This window comes from Citricoccus nitrophenolicus, assembly GCF_047305825.1.
GTDB lineage: Bacteria > Actinomycetota > Actinomycetes > Actinomycetales > Micrococcaceae > Citricoccus > Citricoccus nitrophenolicus.
This window is the reverse complement of record NZ_CP063070.1, coordinates 296,057-312,590: the sequence shown is the minus strand read 5'-3', so window position 1 is coordinate 312,590 and position 16,534 is coordinate 296,057. Positions and strand designations below refer to the sequence as shown.

Here is a 16,534-nt window from a genome sequence, read left to right as displayed (position 1 = left end):
GCGCGGGTCCAAGTGGTGCGGGTTCAAATGGCGGCGGACGCGGCAGGGGAGTGGCCGGCGTCGTCTTCCTCCTGACCGCGCGCATCCTGCGGATCCGGCGCTGCCTGCCAGTCGCGCCAGCCGGCGAACGAGCCGTCCAATTCGGCCACCGTGAATCCGGCGCGGCGCAGGGCGGAGGCGGACACCGAATTGCGGACGCCCGTCTGGCAGTACGTCACGATCGTTCCCTCGCGGGGGAGTGAGTCCTGGTGCCACAGGACGCGGCCGGCATTGAGCTGCCGGGAGCCGGGAATGTGCGCGGTTGCGTGCTCACCCTTGCCTCGGACGTCCAGCAACAGGACGTGATCAGTGAAGTCGAGTTCCGCGGGGGAGACGAGCGCCGGCCTCAGTGCCGGGAGCCCGTCCACCGAGGTGAGGAAGCCGGCCACCCGATCCACGCCGACTCGGACGAGGTGGTCCGCGAACTCGTGGGCCCGCTCGGGGTCCTCGGCCAGCAGCACGATCGGCGTGGACTCGCGCTCCGGGTCATAGGCCCAGGCGCCATGGCTGGCGATCTTGCCTGGGTTCGGCAGGGACAGCGAGCCGCGAACCGTCCCGGCGTGCACGGCGTCCACCGGGCGGGTGTCCACCATGACGAGGGAGCCGTCCTCGATCCCGGCGGCCACGGTGGCGGTGTCCAGCTCGCGCAGTGCGCCACGGGTGCCCAACAGGGAGGGGCCCTGACGGTTCTCACGCTTCATCCGGCCGAAGTAGGCGTGTGCGTCCGGCTGGCCGGAGAGCAGTTCGTCGATGAAGCCGTGCTCGTCACCGGTGGCCAAGTAGGGCCCCCACCAGGAATAGAGGCGCTCGTAGCCCACGGAAGTCGAGGGCAGTGATCCCAGGGCCTTGCCGCACGCGGATCCCGCACCGTGTCCGGGGAAGACCTGCACGTGGTCCGGCAGGTGCAGGAAGACGTCCCGCAGGGAGGCGAACAGCTGCCGCGCCCCTTCATGGCGGGTGTCCACACCGCCGGCAGCCTCGTCCAGCAGGTCGGGACGGCCGAGGTCACCTGAGAAGACGAAGTCCCCGGAGAGCAGATAGCCCGGCTGATCCGTCACGGCGCCGTCGGTCACCAGGTAGGAGAGGTGCTCCGGGGTGTGACCGGGGGTGTGGAGGGCTGTCAGGGTGAGGTTGCCCAGGGTGATGACGTTCCCGTCAGCCAGCCGTTCGGCCTCGAAGCGGTACTGCCAGTCGGCGCCGCCCTCGGCCGAGACGTGCAGGGTGGCGCCGGTGGCCGCGGCGAGCTCCCGGGAGCCGGAGAGGTAGTCGGCGTGGATGTGCGTCTCCGTGACGGCGGTGATCTCCATCCCGTGGTGCGCTGCGAGGTCCAGATACTCCTGGATGTCAGGGTGTCCAGGTAGGCGGAGGAGTGATCGTGCTCGAAGGGCAGCTCCGGGAGCAGGTCTCAGGGCGGGGCCGCTTGTCGAACTATGAGTTGACATAATGTGGGTTATCGGCGTTTACCAATGGGGCAGAAAGGGGCTGATTGACGGGCTGATTGACGGGCTGATGGCACGGAGATGGAACTGAGATAGCGCTGAAATGGCCCGGAGGAACTCCCTGGTGTGCAGCCTTGCTGACGTTCTGTCATCGCTGCCCATCTGCGGTCTCCTTCACCACGCGGCCTCATCCCAGCGGCGGACCTCACCGTACGGTCTCGTCGCGTGAGGTGAACGTGCTCACGCGGCCTCGGCTTCCACTCTCGGATCTGATGGCTCTCCCGGATCCAACCGTTCCGCCCGGGCCTGTCACTGGGTTGACATAACTGCGCAACCCTCTGCTAGACCCTGGTGAATCGCCGGATCCAGGTGTCGCCCCGCCAAGGGGTGCCCAGGGGTGGATCGCGAGCCCTTGACCCACAACTGAACACCTGTTTAGTCTTTTGAACATGCGTTCAGTTCCTGACGATCAGACGGCCAAGGCCCGTATCCGCGATGCCGCGATCCTGCGCTTCGCCCAGGACGGGCTGGAGTCATCCGTGCGGTCCATCGCCGCGGACGCCGGAGTGAGCGCAGGGCTCATCATGCACCACTTCGGCTCACGGGCCGGCCTGCGGCGGGCCTGCGATGACCACGTGCAGGCGGCCATCCGGGAGAGCAAGTCCGAACTGATGGTTCCTGACGGCGCCCCCTCCGCGTTGTTGGTCCAACTGGCGCAGCTGGAGGGTTACGCCCCCCTCGTCGGTTATGTGCTGCGCTGCCTGCAGGAAGGGGGCGAGTTCACCGCCCGGCTGATCGAGGGCATGGTGACAGACGCCGTCGCGTACCTCGAGGAGGGAGTCGCAGCCGGGACCCTCTCCCCCAGCCGGGACGAAGCAGCGCGCGCCCGGCTGCTCACCGACTTCGCACTGGGCTCGCTCCTGCTCAATCTGCCCGCCGGCCGGACGTCACTGGACCTGGACGAGCTGCCCGGCTGGTTCGCGGACTACGCCGAACGGATCCTGCCCCCCACCCTCGAACTCTTCACGGAGCCCCTGCTGAAGGACTCATCCCTCCTGGACGCCTATCTGGCGTCCTCGGAAAGGAACACCCCATGACCAGTACCCCTGTGGATCCGACAAGACTCGCCATCGAGGCCCGAGACCTCGTCAAGACCTTCGGCACCACCCGCGCCCTGGACGGGTTCAATCTGTCTGTCCCCACCGGGCAGGTGGCCGGCTTTTTGGGGCCAAACGGGGCCGGCAAGTCCACCGCCATCCGCGTGTTCCTGGGCATGCTGCGGGCAGATTCCGGGACCGCACGGGTCTTGGGCCAGGACGCCTGGGCGGACCAGGTCGACATCCACCGGCGGCTGGCCTACGTCCCTGGGGACACCAGTCTGTGGCCGAACCTGACCGGCGGCGAGGCCATCGATGTCCTGGCCCGTCTGGGTGGTCCTGGACGCGGAAGGCATGGCTCCGGCGGTCGCTCCCGGCGGGACGAGCTGCTGGAGCGCTTCGAGTTGGATCCCACCAAGAAGGCGCGCACCTATTCAAAGGGGAATCGTCAGAAGGTGGCTCTCATCGCTGCCCTCGCCTCGGACGCCGAGCTCTTCGTCTTCGACGAGCCCACCTCTGGTCTGGACCCGCTGATGGAGGCGGTCTTCACGGACGAGGTCCGCGCCCTGCGAGAGTCCGGCCGGACCGTGTTGCTGTCCAGCCACATCCTGGCCGAGGTGGAGAAGCTCTGTGACACGGTCACCATCATCCGCTCCGGCCAGGCCGTGGAGAGCGGGACCCTCGCCGAGATGCGCCACCTCACCCGGTCCACCGTCAGTGCCACCCTGGAGCAGGGGCCCGACGGCGGCCCGGCCGGACCCGTGGCGACGTCCGGTTGGGCGGAGCTGGAGGGCGTGCACGATCTCGCTGTGGAGGGCCGCCGGCTGCGCTTCGACGTGGACAATCACCGAATGACGGAGGTCATCGGAATGCTGGCGCGCTCCGGGGTGGAGAACCTGACCATCGCACCGCCCTCCCTGGAGGACCTGTTCATGCGCCACTACGGGGACCGGGTGGGAGCACCATGAGCCCCTTCACAGGAACCGGCGCACTGCTCCGACTCAATCTGCGCCTGGACCGGACTCGGATCCTGATCTGGACCCTGGCCGTCGGCCTGGGTGTCTACGGATCGGTGTACTCGCTGGTCGAGACCTTTCCCACTCCCGAGGCCATCCAGGCTCGCGGTGCGCTGCTGAACAATCCGGCCACCCTCATGATGACCGGGCCCGCCTTCGCCGCGGACCACTACACTTTCGGGGCCATGGTCGCCAACGAGCTGAGCCTGTACGTGTTCCTCACGGCAGGCATCATGGGGATCCTGCTGTCCGTGCGCCACACCCGCGCTGAGGAGGAGTCCGGTCGGCTGGAGATGATCCGGGCCCGGCCCGTGGGCCGCTTCGCCCCCTCGGCCGCAGCAGCGGCCACTGTGGCCCTGGCCTGTGTACTGGTCGGTTCCGTCACCACGCTGGGGCTGATCGGCGTCGGTCACGAGGATCTCGATGTGGGCGGCTCCCTCGCGTTCGGAGCGGGTACGGCCCTGACCGGCCTCGTCTTCGCCGGGTTGGCCACCGTGGCCGCCCAGCTGACCGAGCACGCCCGCAGCGCGACCGGGATGGCCATGGCGGCGCTGGCCGTGGCCTACCTGGTCCGAGGCATGGGGGACGTCATCCATCCCACGGGGTCGTGGCTGTCCTGGTTCTCGCCCTTCGCCTGGGCACAGCAGTCCCGCGTCTTCGTGGACCTGCGTTGGTGGCCGCTGGCGGTGTCCCTGGCGGTCACCCTCGCGGCGTTCGCCCTGGCCTCCGCGTTGGCCCATCGGCGGGACCTGGGGGCCGGACTGCGTCCGGCTCCCCGTGGGCCGGCTACTGCGCCCGGCACCCTCCGCTCCCCCGCCGGGCTGGCGGCGCGACTGCTGCGGGGCTCGTTCATCGCCTGGTCCCTCGGCATCCTCTTCTTCGCCGTGGCCATGGGCTCCCTGGCGAACTCCCTGGACGGCATGCTCGAGGAGAATCCGGACCTGGCGCAGTGGATCGCGCTGGAGGGCACCGACCTCACCGCCGAGTTCGCCGGGGTGATCCTGTCCTTCGTGATGATCGCCCCCTTGATCATCGGAGTCTCGGGCATCCTGGCCCTCAAGGGCGAGGAGTCCTCCGGTCGCTCCGAACAGCTCGTTGTCTCGGGCCGCGCGCGGGCCGCCCACCTGACCGGATGGTCTGCCACCGTGGCCGTTCACGTGGTGGTCCTCACCCTGGTCGGCGGGGTGGGCGTGGGCCTGGGTGTCTGGGCTGCCACCGGCGAGGGGCGCTGGATCGCTGAAATGACGGGTGCTGCCGCCGCCTACCTGCCGGCCCTGGTGGTGGTTGCCGCCCTGGCCATGGCACTGTTCGGACTCGTGCCCCGGCTGACCGTGCTGGCCTGGATGACCGTCGTGTGGGTTGCCCTGGCCCTGTTCCTCGGGGGTCTGCTCCAGTTGCCCGACTGGGCCCTGGACCTCTCCCCCTTCACCCACGTTCCCGCCTTGCCGGCTCAGGACCTCGGGACGGATGAGGGCGTGTCCCTGCTGGTGATGACAGGGATCGCCCTGCTGCTGGGCGGCGCCGGCGTTCTGGGGTACCGGCGCCGCGACATCGCTTCGCAGTAGCCCTACTCCCCCGCGCCCACGTACTGCGCGAGATGTTCGCCCGTCAGAGTGGGCCTCCCGGCCACCAGCTCGGCCGGCGTGCCCTCGAAGACCACCCGGCCGCCGTCGTGTCCCGCACCCGGCCCCAGGTCAACGATCCAGTCGGCGTGCGCCATCACCGCCTGGTGGTGCTCGATCACGATGACCGTCTTGCCGGAGTCCACGAGCCGGTCCAGCAGGCCCAGGAGGTTCTCCACATCGGCCAGGTGCAGCCCGGTGGTCGGCTCGTCCAGGATGTAGACCTCCCCGGCCGCGCCCATCTCGTTGGCGAGTTTCAGGCGCTGCCGCTCGCCCCCGGACAGGGTGGTGAGCGGCTGTCCCAGCTTCAGGTACCCGAGCCCGACGTCGGCCAGGCGCACCAGGATCTTGTGGGCGGCGGGAAGGCGGGCCTCCCCCGCGGCGAAGAACTCCATGGCCTGGGCCACGGACAGCGCCAGCACCTCGGTGATGTTCTTTCCTCCTTCCAGCCCGCCGAACCGGTACTCCAGGACGGCGGCCTGGTAGCGCAGTCCGTCGCAGTCCTGGCAGGTGGAGGCCACCGTGGACATGAAGCCGAGCTCCGTGTAGATGACTCCGGCGCCCTTGCAGGTGGGGCAGGCGCCCTCCGAATTCGCGCTGAACAGGGCCGGCTTGACGCCGTTGGCCTTGGCGAAGGCCTTGCGGATCGGCTCCAGCAGCCCGGTGTAGGTGGCCGGGTTGGAACGGCGGGAGCCCTTGATGGGGCCCTGGTCCACCACCACGACCCCCTCGCGGCCAGCCACCGATCCGTGGATCAGGGAACTCTTGCCGGAGCCGGCCACGCCGGTCACCGCCACCAGCACGCCCAGCGGCAGGTCCACATCCACGTCCTGCAGGTTGTTGGCCTCCGCACCGCGGACCTCGAGGACCCCGGTGGCCGCACGTACCGAGTCCTTGAGGCGGGCGCGGTCATCGAGGTGCCGGCCGGTGAGCGTGTCCGAGGCCCGCAGCCCGGCAAGGTCGCCGGTGAAGGTGATCTGGCCGCCGTCGGTCCCGGCCCGTGGGCCCAGGTCCACCACATGGTCGGCGATCGCGATGGTCTCCGGCTTGTGCTCCACCACCAGCACGGTGTTGCCCTTGTCCCGCAGCTGCAGCAGCAGCTGGTTCATCTTCTCGATGTCATGCGGGTGCAGACCGATGGTGGGCTCATCGAAGACGTAGGTGACATCCGTCAGGGAGGAGCCGAGGTGGCGGATCATCTTGGTGCGCTGGGCCTCGCCACCGGACAGCGTTCCTGCGGGCCGGTCCAGACTGAGATAGCCCAGGCCGATGTCCACGAAGGAGTCCAGGGTCTCGGTGAGGTTGTCCAGCAGTGGCCCGACCTCCGGGATCTCGAGGTCCTGGAGCCAGCCGGCCAGGTCCGAGATCTGCATCGCGCACAGCTCGGCGATGGTCTTGGCGCCGTCCCTGCCCTCGATGGTCACGGAGCGCGCCTCCGCCGCCAACCGGGTGCCCTCGCAGTCCGGGCAGGTGGTGAAGGTGATGGCACGGTCCACGAAGCGGCGGATGTGCGGCTGCATGGCGTCCCGGTCCTTGGCCAGCATGGACTTCTGGATCTGCGGGATGAGTCCGAGGTAGGTGAGGTTGATCCCCTCGACCTTGATCTTGGTGGCCTCGCGGTGGAGCAGGTCGTGCATCTGCTTCTTGGTGAACCTCTTGATCGGCTTGTCCATGTCGAAGTAGCCGGAGCCGGAGAAGATCCGCCCGTACCAGCCGTCCATGGAGTACCCGGGCACGGTGAGCGCCCCCTCGTTCAGGGACTTCTCCTCGTCGAACAACGCCGTGAGATCGAAGTCCGTGACCGATCCGCGCCCTTCGCAGCGTGGGCACATGCCACCGAGCCGGTTGAAGGTCGCCTTCTCCGCGATGGTCTTGCCGCCGCGATGGACCGTGATGGCACCCGAGGCCGAGACCGAGGGCACGTTGAAGGAGAACGCATTCGGCGGGCCGATGTGTGGTGTCCCCGCCCGGCTGAAGAGGATCCTCAGCATCGCGTTGACGTCCGTGGCCGTGCCGAGGGTGGACCGCGGGTCCGCGCCCATCCGCTCCTGGTCCACGATGATCGCCGTGGTCAGTCCCTCCAGCACGTCCACCTCGGGCCGGTCCATGGAGGGCATGAAGCCCTGCACGAACGAGGAGTACGTCTCATTGATCAGTCGCTGCGACTCCGCCGCGATGGTGCCGAACACCAGGGAGGACTTGCCGGAGCCGGAGACCCCCGTGAAGACCGTCAGGCGGCGCTTGGGCAACTCGACGCTGACGTCCCGCAGGTTGTTCTGCCGGGCACCGACCACGCGGATGGTGTCATGCAGGTCGGCGGGGTTCACCGGGCCTCCTGGACACGGACCATGTTCCCGGACGGATCCCGGAAGGCGCAGTCCCGCAGCCCGTAGGGCTGTTCAATCGGCTCCTGGACCACGTCCGCGCCGCCGGCCTGGACCGTCTCGAAGAAGCCGTCCAGGTCGTCGGTGGCCAGGTTGATGCCCGCATAGGTGCCCTTGGCCATCATCTCGGTGATCGTCTGGCGCTCCTGCTCCGTGAGGCCGGGGTCCACCGCTGGCGGGGTCAGAACGATGGCGGTGTCAGGCTGCCCGGCCGGCCCCACGGTGATCCAGCGCATGGCGCCCTGGCCGACGTCGAGGCGGACCTCGAAGCCGAGCAGGTCGCGGTAGAACGCCAGGGAGGCCTCCGGGTCATGATGTGGCAGGAAACTGGAGTGGATGGTGGTGGTCATGGGATCAGCGTAGGTCCTGCCCGGGGCCGGGAGCTTCTCGATTCCTGATCGGTCGCGTGGCGTGCCGGACCACGCACGTGGGCAGTCCGTCCGGTTCCCTGCCCGCACGGTCGCGGTACACGCTGGGTGGCATGCCCACCAGCTCGGTGAAGCGGGTGCTGAAGGTGCCCAGTGACGAGCCGCCGACCTCGAAGCACACCTCGGTCACGCTCAGGCCGCCGCGCCGCAGCAGGGACATGGCCCGCTCGATCCGCCGAGTCATCAGGTAGGAATAGGGCGACTCCCCGTAGGCGCCCTGGAACAGGCGGCTCAGATGGCCGGAGGACAGGCCCACCCCCGCTGCCAGCGCCGGGACGTCCAGCGGCTCCCGGTATTCACGATCGATCCGGTCCCGCACCCGGCGCAGCCGCACCAGGTCCTCCAGTGGGATGGGCCGGGGTACCGCGGGCACTGTGCGCCTCAACATCTCAACATCTCAACATCTCACCATGCAGGAGCGGAGCTCGGACCTAGGCCGTCACGTCCGTGTTCAGGCTGAAGATCACGCCGCTGCCACTGGGCCACGTGGCCCACAGCCGGCGTGCCTCGTCCAACTGCTCGTGGCCGGGAGCCTCCGGATCGGCGATCACCCGATGGACCTGGACGCGGCCGGACACCTCGGGCAGCGGGCCGAGCACCGTGACGGACACCTCGTCGGCCTCGTGGCCGATGTACTGGCCGTCCTCCTCGTACAGGTGCACCTCGGCCTGTTGCTGGTTTCCATCCAGGGCCCGCTGGTAGCACGCGGTGGCCACTGGATCGGCCATGGCGTCATAGACCCAGCGCTGACCGAGGACGGAGTGGTCCACGGTGCCGATCAGATAGGGTTCAGCGCCCTCCAGCGGTGCGCTGCGGTAGGCCACGGGAACATGCAGGACGGTCTCGCTGCCGTCGCGGCGGACGAGGTGACCCTCCACCCCGACCTCGCCGTCCGGATCGTCGTAGCGGTAGGAGCCGACCTTGACCAGCTCGCCCTCCCCGGACCACGGTTGCTGGTCCAGCCAGGACCCCAGAAGCTCCATCTTCGAGGGGATGAGCGTTGCTTGGTAGACGGTAGCCATGCCCTTCAGTGTACGCAGTGGCAGCTCCCGCTATAACGCCGCGGCCACCCGCGTGGCCTGCTCGATGGCCCGCTTGGCATCCAACTCGGCGGCCACATCGGCCCCGCCCAGCAGAACGACGTCGGCGCCGGCGTCTCGCAGCTCGTCGTACAGTTCGCGTTGGGAGAGCTGCCCGGCGCACACCACCACGTCGTCCACGGCCAGGACGCGCCGGGTGCCGTCGACGTCCAGGTGGAGGCCGGCGTCGTCGATCCGGACGTATTGGGCACCGGTGATGAACTCGACGCCGCGGGCCTTGAGGGCGGCGCGGTGCACCCAGCCGGTGGTCTTGCCCAGCCCGGCTCCCATCTTGGTGGTCTTGCGCTGCACGAGGTGGACGGTGCGGCCCGGGGTCCCCGGCTCAGGCTCCCTGAGCCCGCCGCGATCCGCGAAGCCGGGGTCCACGCCCCACTGGCGCTGCCATTCCTCGAGGGGCTGGGGGCCTGGGGCCTCCGCGGCGGTCAGGGCTGCCGGCTCGGTCAGCAGCTCGGAGACGTCGAAGCCGATGCCGCCGGCCCCGATCACCGCCACGCGGGGGCCGCACGTCACCAGGCCGTCCACCACGTCCGGGTAGGCATGCACGTTGGGCCGGTCCGCCCCGGGGAGGTCCACGGTGCGGGGCACCACCCCGGTGGTCAGCAGGATCCGGTCATAGCCGCCGTCGAGCATCTCGGTGGCGGTGACCCGGCGCTCCAGGTGGACGGTCACGCCGGTCTCCGCCAGCCGGTGCTCGAAGTAGCGCAGGGTCTCGGCGAACTCCTCCTTGCCGGGGATCTGGCGGGCGAGCCGGAACTGGCCGCCGATGGACCCGGTGGCCTCGAACAGGTCCACCCGGTGGCCCCGGGCCGCAGCCTCGGTGGCGGCGGCCAGACCGGCGGGACCGGCCCCGACGACGGCCACGGACAACCCAGCCGGACGGGCCTGGACGGCGGCTCCGGCCGAGCCGGCTGGCACGAGGGGCAGCAGGGCACGGTCCGGCAGCGGGGGGAAGGCCGGATCAGACTCCCGGCCGGCCCGGGGATTCACCAGGCAGGAGGCTGCCTTGTTCTGGAAGGTGTGGTCCAGACACGCCTGGTTGCAGCCGATGCACGAGTTGATCCGTTCAGGAGCGCCGGAGGCGGCCTTGGCCACCCACTCCGGGTCCGCCAGGAAGGGACGTGCCATGGTCACCAGGTCGGCCTGGTCCTCGGCCAGGACCTGTTCGGCCGCATGCGGCATGGAGATCCGGTTGGACGCGGCCACGGGGATGGAGACCTCGCGCCGGACCCGTGCCGTGAAGTCGCGGAACGCGGCACGGGGCACCGAGGTGACGATGGTCGGGACTCGGGACTCGTGCCAGCCGATGCCGGTGTTCAGGACGCTCGCCCCGGCTGACTCGAGCTCGCGGGCCAGGTCCAGGGTCTCCTGCAGGGTCTGGCCCTCCGGGACGAGGTCCACCATGGACATCCGGAAGGTGATGATGAACTCCGCCCCAGCCTCCTCGCGGATCCGGCGGACGATCTCCGTGGCGAAGCGTCGCCGCTTGGCCGCGGTCCCGCCCCAGGCATCGTCGCGACCGTTGGTCCGCGGGGAGAGGAACTGGTTGATGAGGTATCCCTCGGACCCCATGACCTCCACGCCGTCGTAACCGGCCTGCCGGGCGTAGCCGGCCGCGCGGACGAAGTCCTTGACGGTGCGTTCGACCGCGCGGGTGGACAGGGCTCGGGGGTTGAACGGGGTGATCGGAGACGTGGTCTTGCCGGCACCCACCTGGAACGGGTGGTAGGCATAGCGGCCGGCGTGCAGCAGCTGCAGCACGATGCGCCCACCCTCGGCGTGCACGGCATCCGTGATGATCCGGTGGGTCCGGGCATCCCGCCGCGAACGCATGGTGCCGGCGAAAGGGGTCAGCCGCCCGGCGAGGTTGGGCGCGTAACCTCCCGTGACGATGAGCCCCGCTCCCCCGCGGGCCCGTTCGGCGTAGAACGCGGCGAGCCGGGGTGCGTCCGCGCGCCGGTCCTCGAGGCCCATGTGCATGGAACCCATGATCACGCGGTTCGGCAGTCTCACCCCGGCCACGGTGAGGGGCCGGAACAGGTGGGGATAGGGCGTGGCCTCGGCGGCAGTGGCGGGCGCGTCGGTGAAGGACGTCATGGAGCAATGCTACTCGTTGGTAACTTATCTGGCGAGATGGCGGTCCCACCAGCGCAGGATGTGCTCGAAGCGGGCCCGCCGATGCCATGGGGTGCCTGCGCGGGACAGCTCGTGGTTCTCCCCGGGGAACACCACCAGCTCCGATTCCACGCCGCGGGACCAGAGGGCATGGTAGTACCGCTGGGCGTGCTCCAGGGGGCACCGCAGGTCCTCCTCGGAATGCATCACGAGGGTGGGCGTGTCCACCTGGTCCACGTGGTGCAGCGGGCTCTGCCGGTACAGGTCCTCGAGCCCGCTCCCCAGGTACTGGGGGCTGAAGAACCAACCGATGTCACTGGAGCCCAGTGCCGAGACCGGGTCCAGGTATCCGCGTTCCACGATGGCCGCGGTGAACCGGTGGTCATGGGCCGTGATCCACGCCGTCATGTAACCACCGTAGGAGCCGCCCTGGATCCCGAGGCGACCCGCATCCAACTCGTCCGTCCCCTCGGGACCGAACTCGGTCAGGGCGCCGTCCAGGAACGCCAGGAGGTCTTGACGGTCCACGGTCCCGAACCGTCCCCGGATGGCCGCGCCGTGTGCCGCCCCGTAGCCGTTCGAGCCCCGAGGGTTGCACATCACCACGGCGTAGCCGGCGGCCACCAGCACCTGGGTCTCGTCGAACCAGGACCATGTGTACTGGGAGTAGGGGCCGCCGTGGATGTTCAGGATGACGGGATGCGGACCGGGCCCCCGCGGCACGAACACCCAGCCGTGCACGGATGGCTGGTCCGGACCTCCGCCGTACTCGCGCTCTCGGGCGGCCGCCGTGCCCACGCCCGAGACCCAGGCTCGGTTGGGGTCGAAGAGCTCCACGAGACCGCTTCCGGACTGCTGGACCCCCACCCGGCCCGGGGAGTCCTCGGTGGTGTGGGACACGGCCAGGATCCCGCCCGCCTCCGAGACCCCGATGACCTCGCCGCGGTGCTCCACGAGGACCTCTGGCCGGCCTTGGGGGGACACTCGGACCAGCACTGTCCTCCCCCGGGTCTCCGACAGGGCCAGCACCTTGTCCTCACCGGAGGGCTGGAGGGAACCGCCGGAGCAGTTCATGGTCTCCGGATCCGTGAGCCGGCGCGGGACCAGCCGCGGCGAGGGCCGGTCCCAGCCCTCTGCGGCATCGTGCACCGCCGCGGGGGCGGGGACCGCGTACACTGCGGCGTTGGCGGCCACGAAGTCGAGGCCGGACTCCCCCAGCTCCTGGCCCAGCAGGTACAGCCACTCCCCGTTGCGGGAGACGCACGGTGAGAAGAACCCGCGGGGCACCGAGGTGCCCCCGGCCACGAGGCGGACGGGGCCGGCGCTCTGCCCATGGGGTTCCCCCGTGTCATGGGGTTCCCCCGTGTCATGGGGCTCCCCCGTGTGGGACTGCACCACCGCGACCGCCGTCCGGAGGTCCCGGCCGAATCCGGTGGCCGGCGTGGTGGTGAAGAAGACGTGACGGCTGTCCGCTGCGTAGACGGGTTCAGTGGCTTCCCGCTCGGGGCCGGTCAGCCGCCGCGCCTGAGGCACCAGCGGGGGCAGATCCGGGGCGTCCGCCTTCCGGCCCCGGGCGGGGAACACCGGCTCGTCGCCCGCATCCGGTACCTCGAGCTCGAACAGGCAGGACGGTTTGTCCGCCGTGTATCCCTCGCCGTTCATCCGGTGGTCAGGACCGGTCACCCGCCGCGGGTCCTCCGCCCCGGGGCCGACGCCGGCCACCGTCCCGTAGCGGCCGTCCTCCGGCTCGGGTGAGGTGAAGACGATCCACCGGGAGTCCGGAGACCAGTTGAATCCCGTGACCCCCAGAAGGCGGTCCGTGACGGTGCACGCCTCGCCGCCGTCCAGCGGGATCAGGGCCAGTTGGGGCGCGGAGGACGCTCCGGGGGCGGCGCCCGGGGCCGGGTGGCGCAGGAAGGCCACGGTGCTGCCATCCGGTGACAGCCGGGCCCCGGCGTCCCGGTATCCCTGGGTGAGGCGGCGGGGTGGGGCGGACCCGTCCGTGGACACCACCCACAACTGACCCGTGTAGCCGTCGGTGGTCAGGTCCGGATGGCACGTCCCCGCCACGAGGCGGCTGCCGTCCGGTGTCAGGGTCGGGACGTCCACGGAGGTGATGAGATCCAACTGATCAGGTCGCATGTCCATAACCTACGTTGTCCATCAGCGCCTGAGCAGGCAGGATGGGTACCAGACACTGGACGAGTGTCACCAAGGAGGCCAGGACGATGGAATGGGTGGGTGACAACCTCTGGATCCTGTGGCTGAGCCTGGCCGTGGTGTTCGCCGTGGTGGAGGTCATGGTCCTGGACCTCGTCTTCCTGATGCTGGCGGCCGGTGCCGCCGCCGCGCTGGCCACCTCGCTCGCCGGCGGCGAGGCCTGGTTGCAGATCGTCATGTTCGCCGGCGTCTCTCTGCTGATGTTGGCCGCCGTCCGGCCCACCGCGCTGAAGCACCTGAAGAAGGGGCCGGCGGACCAATTGACCAATGTGGACCTGCTCCCCGGACGCACGGTCCTGGTCCTGGAGGACACCGGTGCCACCGAAGGCCTGGCCAAGATGGACGGCGAGACCTGGACGGCCCGCTCCGCCACCGGCGTGACCATCCCCGCCGGCCAGGACGCGGAGATCGACGAGGTGGACGGCGCCACGCTGATCATCCACCCCAAGACTGCCATCGACTGGGACTCCGGCAACGCCGGACTCCCTGAAGGAACCTGACGCCGCAACCGCGGTGGAAGCATCTCTGCACCAGCAGATAGACAGGGCGGCCCGCACGGGGCCGCAGGAGGGAGCATCGGCGTGGAAGTCCTCATCGTGCTCATAGTCGTCGCGGTCCTCGTGGCCATCATCCTGATCCGGGCCGTCCGGATCGTCCCCCAGGCCCGGACGGGCATCGTCGAACGGCTGGGCAAGTACCAGGCGACGAAGGGCGCCGGGCTCACCCTGATGATTCCCTTCATCGACCGCATGCGCCCCCTCATCGACATGCGAGAGCAGGTGGTCTCCTTCCCCCCGCAGCCCGTCATCACCGAGGACAACCTGGTGGTGTCCATCGACACGGTGGTCTACTTCCAGGTCAATGACGCGAAGGCCGCCACGTACGAGATCAACAACTACATCCATGCCGTGGAGCAGCTGACCACCACCACCCTGCGCAACGTGGTGGGCGGCATGAATCTCGAACAGGCCCTCACCAGCCGTGACTCGATCAACAACCAGCTGCGCGGCGTCCTGGACGAGGCCACCGGCAAGTGGGGGCTGCGCGTCTCCCGGGTGGAGCTCAAGGCCATCGACCCGCCCCTGTCCATCCAGGACTCCATGGAGAAGCAGATGCGTGCCGAGCGGGACCGTCGCGCCGCCATCCTCACCGCGGAGGGCACCAAGCAGGCCGAGATCCTCACCGCGGAGGGCCAGCGGCAGTCCGCGATCCTCGAGGCGGAGGGCGACGCCCAGTCCCGGATCCTGCGCGCCAACGCGGAGGCCGAGGCCATCCACGTGGTCTTCGAGGCCATCCACGAGGGACGCCCGGACCCGGACCTGCTGGCCTACAAGTACCTGGAGACCCTGCCGAAGATCGCCGAGGGGGACGCCAACACCATGTGGGTCATCCCGGCCGAGCTCACCGACGCGATCGGTCGCATGGGCGCCGCATTCGGCGGTGGCTCCGAGGGGGCCGGGATCTCCGACCTGCTTTCCCCCACCCGTTCGGGAGACGAGGGCTCGTCCGGCGGTTCGGACAGCGGACCGGCGGGCGACTCCTCCGGCGAGGCCGAGGCGGGCGGGCGGCGACGGCGCCGCGAGCCCCGCCCCACCACGGCCGCTGAGCTGCAGGAGTCCTCGCAGAGCGTCGCGAAGATCACCGACACCCCCCTCGAGGAGGCGCTCGCTCCGCCGGCCATCCTCGAGGACGAGCACTCGCCGACCGCCAAGCGAGCCCTCGGCGCGACCACGGACCCCTTCGAGTCACCGCACCAGGAGGAGTGACGCCACCCCGGCGGCGGGAACAAAACCGGCCGCCGGGGCGTTGGCCCGGTCAGAGTGCCCACACCCACTACACTGGGTGGTCGACGTTGTACTGCCCCGAGAGGGCCGATAGGAGATCGAATGAGCGACCGTAGCCTGCGCGGCATGCGCCTGGGTGCCCAGTCCATGGAGTCCGAGTCCGGAGTCGAGCCGGCACCGCGCCAGCGGGTCGAGTACCGCTGCGAGGACGGCGAGCAGGTCTTCGTGATCTTCGCCACCGATGCGGAGATCCCCCCGACCTGGACGACTAAGACCGGCCGGGTGGCGTTCCTCGTGGACGGCGAGAAGCCTGACGCCTCTGACGCCAAGCCGGTGCGCACCCACTGGGACATGCTGCTGGAACGCCGGAGCGTGGAGGATCTCGAGGCCACCCTCGAGGGCCAGCTCAACAAGCTGCGCGAACGCCGCGGCGAGAAGACCAACGCCTGACGCGCACTGCGCACAGACGAGAGAAAATGAAAAAGCCCCGACCTGACGGTCGGGGCTTTTTCGTTCCGGTTGGATCCCGGCCCGGTGTGGTCTAGAGCCCGAGCCGGCCCTTCAGCACCTGCCACCGGGCGGCCAGCCCCCACTGGGTCACCGAGGCCACGGCCTCGGTGATGATGTTGCCGCTCATCTTGGACTCGCCGTACTCGCGCTCCACGAAGGTGATCGGGACCTCCACGATCTTCCGGCCGAGCAGGGCCGTGCGGAAGGTCATGTCCACCTGAAAGCCGTAGCCCTTGGACTGGACCTCATCCAGGTCGATCGCCCGCAGGGTGTCCGCACGGTAGGCGCGGAACCCGGCGGTGACATCGGAGAGGTTCAATCCGAGCATGATGCGCGGGAAGAGCGAGCCGCACGCGGAGATCAGCTTGCGGTGGGCCGGCCAGTTGACCATCTTCCCGCCCTGGACCCGGCGGGACCCGATCACCAGGTCGGCACGGTCGATCGCCTCGATGAGCCGCGGCAGCTGTTCGGGCTGGTGGGAGCCGTCCGCATCCATCTCGATGAGCACGTCATAGCCCTGGTCCAGGCCCCAGTGGAAACCGGCGATATAGGCGCCGCCCAGGCCGTTCTTGTGGGTGCGGTGCAGCACGTGGATCTGCGGATCGGCCACCGAGGCGCGATCGGCCCAGTCACCCGTGCCGTCGGGCGAGGCGTCGTCCACCACGAGCACGTCGGACTCCGGCACGGCCACGCGCAGTCGATCGAGCGTGCGGGGCAGGGACTCGATCTCGTTGTAGGTGGGGATGATCGTCAGCAGGCGCATAGGCGGTTGAATCCTTCGAG

At 69.5% G+C, this 16,534-nt stretch carries 13 protein-coding genes and 1 pseudogene; 6 read left to right on the top strand and 8 right to left on the bottom strand.

What is annotated here, in order from left to right:
• Positions 1 to 23: 23 nt before the first annotated feature.
• Positions 24 to 1,394, bottom strand: a pseudogene (locus IMT31_RS01485) (MBL fold metallo-hydrolase); the annotation flags it as partial.
• Between the two features lie 533 nt (positions 1,395 to 1,927).
• On the opposite strand from IMT31_RS01485, the gene IMT31_RS01480 reads away from it, so the two are divergent.
• From IMT31_RS01480 to IMT31_RS01470, 3 genes are read left to right on the top strand one after another with little or no spacing between them, the layout of a single operon-like run.
• A complete protein-coding gene (locus tag IMT31_RS01480; RefSeq protein ID WP_413543526.1) occupies positions 1,928 to 2,575 on the top strand; it encodes a TetR family transcriptional regulator in 648 nt (215 codons plus the stop codon).
• Complete coding sequence (locus tag IMT31_RS01475) at positions 2,572 to 3,543, top strand: ABC transporter ATP-binding protein (RefSeq protein WP_345361258.1); 972 nt, start codon at positions 2,572 to 2,574, stop codon at positions 3,541 to 3,543. The genes IMT31_RS01480 and IMT31_RS01475 overlap by 4 nt, the downstream gene beginning before the upstream one ends.
• Entirely contained in the window at positions 3,540 to 5,156 is a 1,617-nt protein-coding gene (locus tag IMT31_RS01470) for an ABC transporter permease (RefSeq protein WP_413543525.1), read from the top strand. The genes IMT31_RS01475 and IMT31_RS01470 overlap by 4 nt, the downstream gene beginning before the upstream one ends.
• Positions 5,157 to 5,158: 2 nt before the next feature.
• On the opposite strand, the gene IMT31_RS01465 is transcribed toward IMT31_RS01470, so the two are convergent.
• Genes IMT31_RS01465 through IMT31_RS01440 form a run of 6 tightly spaced genes read right to left on the bottom strand, consistent with a single transcriptional unit; the run spans position 5,159 to position 13,379 of the window.
• The gene (locus IMT31_RS01465) at positions 5,159 to 7,540 is read right to left on the bottom strand and encodes an ATP-binding cassette domain-containing protein (protein WP_413543524.1); all 2,382 of its coding nucleotides are present in this window, start codon (positions 7,538 to 7,540) and stop codon (positions 5,159 to 5,161) included.
• Positions 7,537 to 7,947 carry a VOC family protein gene (locus IMT31_RS01460; RefSeq protein ID WP_413543523.1) on the bottom strand — a complete coding sequence of 137 codons (411 nt, stop codon included), beginning with the start codon at positions 7,945 to 7,947 and terminating at the stop codon, positions 7,537 to 7,539. Before IMT31_RS01460 ends, IMT31_RS01465 begins: the two co-directional genes overlap by 4 nt.
• Before the next feature lie 4 nt (positions 7,948 to 7,951).
• Complete coding sequence (locus IMT31_RS01455) at positions 7,952 to 8,413, bottom strand: helix-turn-helix transcriptional regulator (RefSeq protein ID WP_413543522.1); 462 nt, start codon at positions 8,411 to 8,413, stop codon at positions 7,952 to 7,954.
• Between the two features lie 43 nt (positions 8,414 to 8,456).
• The gene (locus tag IMT31_RS01450) at positions 8,457 to 9,047 is read right to left on the bottom strand and encodes a CG0192-related protein (protein WP_345361272.1); all 591 of its coding nucleotides are present in this window, start codon (positions 9,045 to 9,047) and stop codon (positions 8,457 to 8,459) included.
• 30 nt (positions 9,048 to 9,077) lie between these two features.
• A complete protein-coding gene (locus IMT31_RS01445) occupies positions 9,078 to 11,219 on the bottom strand; it encodes an FAD-dependent oxidoreductase (protein ID WP_413543521.1) in 2,142 nt (713 codons plus the stop codon).
• Between the two features lie 24 nt (positions 11,220 to 11,243).
• Complete coding sequence (locus IMT31_RS01440) at positions 11,244 to 13,379, bottom strand: S9 family peptidase (RefSeq protein WP_413543520.1); 2,136 nt, start codon at positions 13,377 to 13,379, stop codon at positions 11,244 to 11,246.
• Between the two features lie 86 nt (positions 13,380 to 13,465).
• Here IMT31_RS01440 and IMT31_RS01435 point away from each other — a divergent pair, with 86 nt between their 5' ends.
• From IMT31_RS01435 to IMT31_RS01425, 3 genes are all read left to right on the top strand, one after another.
• On the top strand, positions 13,466 to 13,957 hold the full coding sequence (locus IMT31_RS01435; RefSeq protein ID WP_345361281.1) for an NfeD family protein: 492 nt from the start codon (positions 13,466 to 13,468) through the stop codon (positions 13,955 to 13,957).
• An 81-nt stretch (positions 13,958 to 14,038) separates the two neighbouring features.
• Positions 14,039 to 15,223, top strand: a complete 1,185-nt coding sequence (locus IMT31_RS01430) for an SPFH domain-containing protein (RefSeq protein ID WP_378109322.1) — start codon at positions 14,039 to 14,041, stop codon at positions 15,221 to 15,223.
• A 120-nt stretch (positions 15,224 to 15,343) separates the two neighbouring features.
• Positions 15,344 to 15,691, top strand: a complete 348-nt coding sequence (locus tag IMT31_RS01425) for an RNA polymerase-binding protein RbpA (protein ID WP_345361284.1) — start codon at positions 15,344 to 15,346, stop codon at positions 15,689 to 15,691.
• A gap of 91 nt (positions 15,692 to 15,782) precedes the next feature.
• Here IMT31_RS01425 and IMT31_RS01420 read toward each other — a convergent pair whose 3' ends face one another.
• Positions 15,783 to 16,514 carry a polyprenol monophosphomannose synthase gene (locus IMT31_RS01420; RefSeq protein WP_413543519.1) on the bottom strand — a complete coding sequence of 244 codons (732 nt, stop codon included), beginning with the start codon at positions 16,512 to 16,514 and terminating at the stop codon, positions 15,783 to 15,785.
• Positions 16,515 to 16,534 lie beyond the last annotated feature (20 nt).

Bases quoted from the DNA above. Each gene is read 5' to 3' on its own strand.
- IMT31_RS01435 (WP_345361281.1), top strand. From the start codon at position 13,466: ATGGAATGGGTGGGTGACAACCTCTGGATCCTGTGGCTGAGCCTGGCC.
- IMT31_RS01470 (WP_413543525.1), top strand. From the start codon at position 3,540: ATGAGCCCCTTCACAGGAACCGGCGCACTGCTCCGACTCAATCTGCGC.
- IMT31_RS01460 (WP_413543523.1), bottom strand. From the start codon at position 7,947: ATGACCACCACCATCCACTCCAGTTTCCTGCCACATCATGACCCGGAG.
- IMT31_RS01455 (WP_413543522.1), bottom strand. From the start codon at position 8,413: ATGTTGAGGCGCACAGTGCCCGCGGTACCCCGGCCCATCCCACTGGAG.
- IMT31_RS01450 (WP_345361272.1), bottom strand. From the start codon at position 9,047: ATGGCTACCGTCTACCAAGCAACGCTCATCCCCTCGAAGATGGAGCTT.
- IMT31_RS01425 (WP_345361284.1), top strand. From the start codon at position 15,344: ATGAGCGACCGTAGCCTGCGCGGCATGCGCCTGGGTGCCCAGTCCATG.
- IMT31_RS01420 (WP_413543519.1), bottom strand. From the start codon at position 16,514: ATGCGCCTGCTGACGATCATCCCCACCTACAACGAGATCGAGTCCCTG.
- IMT31_RS01445 (WP_413543521.1), bottom strand. From the start codon at position 11,219: ATGACGTCCTTCACCGACGCGCCCGCCACTGCCGCCGAGGCCACGCCC.
- IMT31_RS01440 (WP_413543520.1), bottom strand. From the start codon at position 13,379: ATGCGACCTGATCAGTTGGATCTCATCACCTCCGTGGACGTCCCGACC.
- IMT31_RS01480 (WP_413543526.1), top strand. From the start codon at position 1,928: ATGCGTTCAGTTCCTGACGATCAGACGGCCAAGGCCCGTATCCGCGAT.
- IMT31_RS01475 (WP_345361258.1), top strand. From the start codon at position 2,572: ATGACCAGTACCCCTGTGGATCCGACAAGACTCGCCATCGAGGCCCGA.